This window comes from Pelatocladus sp., assembly GCF_059505505.1.
On sequence record NZ_JCACKS010000140.1, the window covers coordinates 1 to 5,370 of the forward strand.

Genomic DNA, 5,370 nt, shown 5'->3' on the forward strand with positions numbered 1-5,370 from the left:
GATGCACAGCTTTATCTTAATAAATGTACTTCATTAGACCGGTAAACGCTATAATATAACGTCACTTGCTTTTTCACTAATCATGTATATTGGTGTGACGATAAAGTAGCCGGGAACACGTGGGAAGACCGAAGCATCTACGACACGCAGATTTTGCGTACCGTGAACGCGAAATTTACTATCAACTACAGCCATTGGGTCATTCTTTGGCCCCATCTTGTTACTGCATGAAGCGTGATGACCCCACGCCTCAGCCTCCACAAATTTGATAATCTCTTCGCGTGATTGAACTTTTGGGCCGGGAACCACCTCTTTGGAGATATCCGCGATATGGGCGTTCATGCGACGTACAAATTCAACACCATTAACAACCGATTCCAAATCCTCGCCTTTGATATCGTCGCCTTCAGTAAAATAATGGAAGTTGATTTCGGGAGTATCGCGTGGGTCTGCTGAACGCAATTTCACGCTTCCGGCGCGATTACGCGTGTGCGCTTTCAGAACAGTCCAGCTAAATTGGTTTTTCATTTGTGAAAGGGGCACAGACCAACCAGGATAATAGCCTTGGTATGGTACGGGTAAGCCAAAGATAAAGAGGTCGGGAACTCTTCGCGCTGGATCGGACTTGCGGATATGACCTCCGAAGGTGGCGTTATTCGTATAAATCCCCTGACCCTTCTCCAACTCAGCCAAGCAAGGATCTGACGGTTTTCCGGGGGTGCAGTTCTGAGCAAGCGTGAAATCAGAATTCATCTGCGTTATTACACCGATTTCGTAGCGGTCTTGCAGGTTCTCGCCAACTCCTGGAAGGTCAACGATTGGCTTAATGCCATGTTTTTGCAGTTCATCTGCTGGGCCAATGCCGGAGAGCTTTAGAATCTGCGGGCTATTAAAGGCACCTGCCGCCAAAATTACTTCCCGAGAAGCATACATTATCTTCCTTCGTCCGGGTTCCGGTCCATCGGGCGGAGCTTGCGGATCGGCACGATAAAGATGAGCGCCCTCAAGGTACTCAACACCAATTGCTTGGCGATCGCGGAAAACCACGCGAGTTACTAAGGTGTTGGTTTTAACAATCAGGTTGTTTGGGAGTGCGGCAGCAGTCTCTCTAATCAGATCGCGCGGCCCGCGCCGCCGACCATTGCGAGTAGCTTGGGGGATGTTGTAGAACCCTTCGGTATCCTTTAACTTAACTGCCAAAGAATTTGGATCGAGTTTCTTGCGTAAAAATGCGTCAACTAAGCTTTTAGAACCTACCTCACGCTCAACCGAGAGCAAAATCTGCTGCATATTACTGTCCTTATGGAACAGCGTGGGATCGGTAATCTCGGTTGTCAGCCAGCCATCGAATCCATGACCTGTTGGGTTTGCCTTGCCTTTGCTGGTTGGTCGCTCAACATAGCGGCACTGCTCAAGTCGCTCAAAGTACTTTCGCATATTCTCGGAGCGCCAACTGCGATCGCCAGTAATATCTGCGATCGCATCCCAGTCACTATTATTGGGATAAATCGTAATCATCAGATTATGCACAGTACATCCGCCAAGGGTACCAGCTCGTGGATACAACACACCGCCTCGGTCAGGGACGTACTTACTATTACGTTTTTGACGCGCCTCATCTGTGTATTGCCGGACAAAATAGTCCCATCTCACTCTTGGATCTTCGCCAACAAGCGGGCTGAATAATGGCACAGAGATGAGATCGTCGCCGTCGTCACCGCCTGCCTCTATCAGAACTACCTTATGCCCTGCCTTTGCCAGATTGACGGCCAGAGGGCCGCCGCCAGCACCAGAACCAACTATTATGTATTCGACAGGCGCTGCCGGATTAATAGGAATAGCTTTCCTCTGATAGGCTAATGAAGCTACCAAACTAGTAGAGAATAGAGCAGCATTTTGAATAAAGCGACGACGGTTATAAAACTGATTGAACATACATTTTTCCTTATCCTAGTACCTTGTATTAGCTTTTATTCATACTTGTCATCAAAAGAGTGCAGATCGCTTTTTATCGTTCGATCAAAGCCCACGGAGCATTAGAAAGTGGACGTGAATTTAATTGATTTATTTCTAGTTGGAACTGTGCGATCGCAACGTTGGGATCTTCGCTTCTGGTGATTGCACTTCCGACAGCGATGGCGAAAATCTGCTCAACATACGGTTTCAAGTCTTTTAAATTGCTGGGCTTAAGTCCTCCCATAGCGATGACTTGAGTAGAGGTATTTTTCAGTTGTTGACAAACTTTTTTAATCAGTACATTTGGGTTCTTTCCAAACGCTTGTTCGCTCCAACCCGTATGACAAGTGACTAAGCTCGCTCCCATATCTGCTAACTCCTGGGATCTTTTAACTTTCCAGTCGTCATCTAAGCAAGCCATCAGATCGAAGCAAACTTTCTTGCGATCAATATTTGCACCATTAATCGCTTCTTGAATCGCTTCATTTGGAGCCGTTGCCATTACCGTTACTAAATCGGTTCCAGCCGCATAGTAAAATTGAGCTTCTGCAATGTAAGGAACGTCATAGCCTTTAAAGTCAACTACGAGCATTTGATTATTGTTCAATCGCTTTCGGAATTCAGAGACGATACTCACTCCCTCTAGAGCCGCTTGAAGCAGTGTAGGTCTACCAATTTCATGAATAATATCGTTATCTGGATGTTTTTCTAGAATTGTATCCAACATCACTAGGCACTCTGATGTAGAGGTGTAATCGTAAGCGATCCAAAGATAGGGTTTCATATTGGTGATTGGTGATTAATGATTGGTGATTGGTGATTAGTAATCGGTATTACCCATGACCAATTACCCAAGGCTTTACTCTAAATTGGCGTGCAAAGCGAAGAGTAACTGAGCATTTTTATTGAGCATTTGTGACAGAACATAAAACAAAGTATCAAAGAATAGTAAGGTTGATTGCTCAAACAAAGAACCTGCAAATTGTTGCGATTGGAAATTCTCAAAATCATGCTTTGTTGCCGCCGCTAGTTCAATCGTAAGATCGACAAGTTGACCCAACGAAGATTGCTTGTCGGCTGTCACTCCTACAAGGTATGCTCCTATTGTCTTTGCTTTGGTAGCGATCGCACACACAGTTTCAGTACTGCCCGATCCCGAGCAAGCGATGAATAAATCGGTGGAGCGAATTGATGGTGTCGTCGTTTCACCCACGACGTAAACCTGGCAGCCCAAATGCATTAGTCGCATTGCTGCCATCCGGATTGCCAAGCCACTGCGACCTTCACCAATTACAAAGATTCGCTCGACATCCATAATTTTTTGTGCCAGTTGCTCGACTGCTGGATAAGCGATAGCTTGCAGCACGCGTTGATTTTCCGCCAAAACTAATCCAATAGCTTGAGTAAAAATTGGCTGCATTGGATTCTCCTTGTCCTATCTGTTTGGAGTGTACTGAGTTCCAATGCTCAACTTCTTTCAGATTCTTATAACAGTTTGTCAGATTCTTATGGTGTTTGTTAGCGAACTTGCTTTGGTGTCATCCCGGTGAGGCGTTTAAACTGTTGGGTCAGATGGCTTTGACTGGAGAAACCCACTTGTAAGGCGATGTCCGCGATCGCAATGCTTCAGGCTCTGTTGAGTTAGGGTTCACGCCATCGGTAATCCACTGGCACCCAGGCATAGCCTCGCTCTGCTGCACGGAGATGCCCAACACCTGGAAAGGGTAAATGCGCGCCTGCTACCAGGAGCCGTGATGCTTCTGCTCTGGCAAACTGTTTTTTGCGTTGTGCAGCAGCAGCATCTTTATCGACATCATAAGCAACTGTGATTTCTGGTTTTGGGAATTGCACTGAAGCAAAGTGAACAATATCGCCCCAAAACTCGATGCTCTCACCCCGGCTTTCTGCTACGTAGCAGCTATGACCGGGAGTGTGTCCGGGTGTGGGATGCGCGGTGATTCCCGGTAGAATGGCTGTCTTGCCAGAAAACGATTTCAGCTTGCCTGCATCTAAATAAGGTTTGACGGTTTTCACGGCTTCATCAAAATATTTTTCAGCGACGTTTGATCGCTTTGCATTAGTACGATCGAGCCAGAAATCAACATCAGGTTTGCCAACATAGATCGTGGCGGTGGGAAATATCAGTTTACCCCCTTCGACCAGACCACCGCTATGATCGGTATGAATATGGGTCAGGAGGATTGCATCAATCTCGCTAGGGGCGTAGCCTGCTGCCTTCAGCGATGTCTGAAGCTTGCCGCCTAACTTTGGGCCAAAGAAGTTCCCTGCTCCCGTATCTACTAGCACTTGTTTATCTCCAGTGTCGATTAGGAAAGCATTAATCGATACCTCGACAGGATTGGTCAGAAAGCTTTTCTGGAGAAGGCGATCGCTTTCTGTTGGGTTCGTATTAGACAGAAGTGTATGGAGATCCTGGGGTAATGTACCGTCGCTCAGTGCTGTAATTGTGAAATCCCCTAACTTGAATGGATAGACACCTGGCACTTGAGCCTTTGCACTTTTGGCTGGTGCGATCGCTGGAAAGATACAAGAGGTCGCAATCATCAGCACTGCGGTTGCAACAGCTATCATCAGTCTAGAAAGCATATTAGAACCCTTTCAGTGGTAATTAAAGCTGAATCGAGGCTGATTAAATGCCTCTAATTTCATCTACTCAAAGTGTATAAAGTTTGAATACTTGGCTTCTTTCAGATTCTTACGACAGTTTGTCAGATTCTTATGGTGTTAGCGAATCTGCTTTGGTGTCATTCCGGTGAAGCGCTTAAACTGCTGGGTCAGATGGCTTTGACTAGAGAAGCCGACTTGTAAGGCGATGTCTGCGATCGCTAAATCCGTTTTCGATAACATCAATTTCGCCTGTTCCACTCGCTGTTGAATTACATACTGATGCGGCGAAATTCCTATCGCCTGTTTGAATAAACTCGCAAAGTAAGTCGGGCTGATGTTGATGATCTCTGCAATTTCGGACAGTGACAAATCTCGATCGAGGTGAGTATGAATATAGTCGAGTACTTGTTGCAATTGGGTGTGCGTTAAGCCTCTGGTCTTGAATTCAATTGTTGGCATTGTAATTGTTATCATGGTTCAAAAATTAGCAATTTTGTTCAACAAAACAGGCAAAAGCTAGCCATTGAAATTAGATAGCTTACTAGCACTAACAAACAAGTCATACCAATTCAAAATGACGCTCGCGGACTCGCTACCGCTGCGCTAACAAAATTCAAAATTAAGAAAGTTAGAATTAGTAACGCTTTCAGGGTTTATATCTGTCTCATTTTTTTAGTGAATTGGTATCAGATATGAATTGGGAGCAGGAATCGGGAACTTAATGACTTGCACTATAGCGTTTCTTAATCTAGTGAAGTACAGTAACAACAATGGGTAAACCAATTA

General features: G+C 45.5%; 6 protein-coding genes. All 6 read right to left on the reverse strand.

The window, feature by feature from the left end; genetic code table 11:
* Positions 1 to 48: 48 nt before the first annotated feature.
* The 6 genes from AC5JMK_RS12145 to AC5JMK_RS12170 all read right to left on the reverse strand — a co-directional run bounded on the left by AC5JMK_RS12145 (position 49) and on the right by AC5JMK_RS12170 (position 5,043).
* Positions 49 to 1,935: a GMC family oxidoreductase gene (locus AC5JMK_RS12145; protein ID WP_495910181.1), complete on the reverse strand. Its 1,887-nt coding sequence runs from the start codon at positions 1,933 to 1,935 to the stop codon at positions 49 to 51.
* 73 nt (positions 1,936 to 2,008) lie between these two features.
* On the reverse strand, positions 2,009 to 2,740 hold the full coding sequence (locus AC5JMK_RS12150) for an orotidine 5'-phosphate decarboxylase / HUMPS family protein (protein WP_495910182.1): 732 nt from the start codon (positions 2,738 to 2,740) through the stop codon (positions 2,009 to 2,011).
* Between the two features lie 75 nt (positions 2,741 to 2,815).
* Positions 2,816 to 3,376 carry a 6-phospho-3-hexuloisomerase gene (gene hxlB / locus AC5JMK_RS12155; RefSeq protein WP_495910183.1) on the reverse strand — a complete coding sequence of 187 codons (561 nt, stop codon included), beginning with the start codon at positions 3,374 to 3,376 and terminating at the stop codon, positions 2,816 to 2,818.
* A gap of 98 nt (positions 3,377 to 3,474) precedes the next feature.
* Positions 3,475 to 3,579, reverse strand: coding sequence for an AraC family transcriptional regulator (locus AC5JMK_RS12160; RefSeq protein ID WP_495910186.1), 105 nt, complete (start codon positions 3,577 to 3,579; stop codon positions 3,475 to 3,477).
* An 18-nt stretch (positions 3,580 to 3,597) separates the two neighbouring features.
* Positions 3,598 to 4,563, reverse strand: a complete 966-nt coding sequence (locus tag AC5JMK_RS12165; protein ID WP_495910184.1) for an MBL fold metallo-hydrolase — start codon at positions 4,561 to 4,563, stop codon at positions 3,598 to 3,600.
* 138 nt (positions 4,564 to 4,701) lie between these two features.
* On the reverse strand, positions 4,702 to 5,043 hold the full coding sequence (locus tag AC5JMK_RS12170) for an AraC family transcriptional regulator (RefSeq protein ID WP_495910185.1): 342 nt from the start codon (positions 5,041 to 5,043) through the stop codon (positions 4,702 to 4,704).
* Positions 5,044 to 5,370 lie beyond the last annotated feature (327 nt).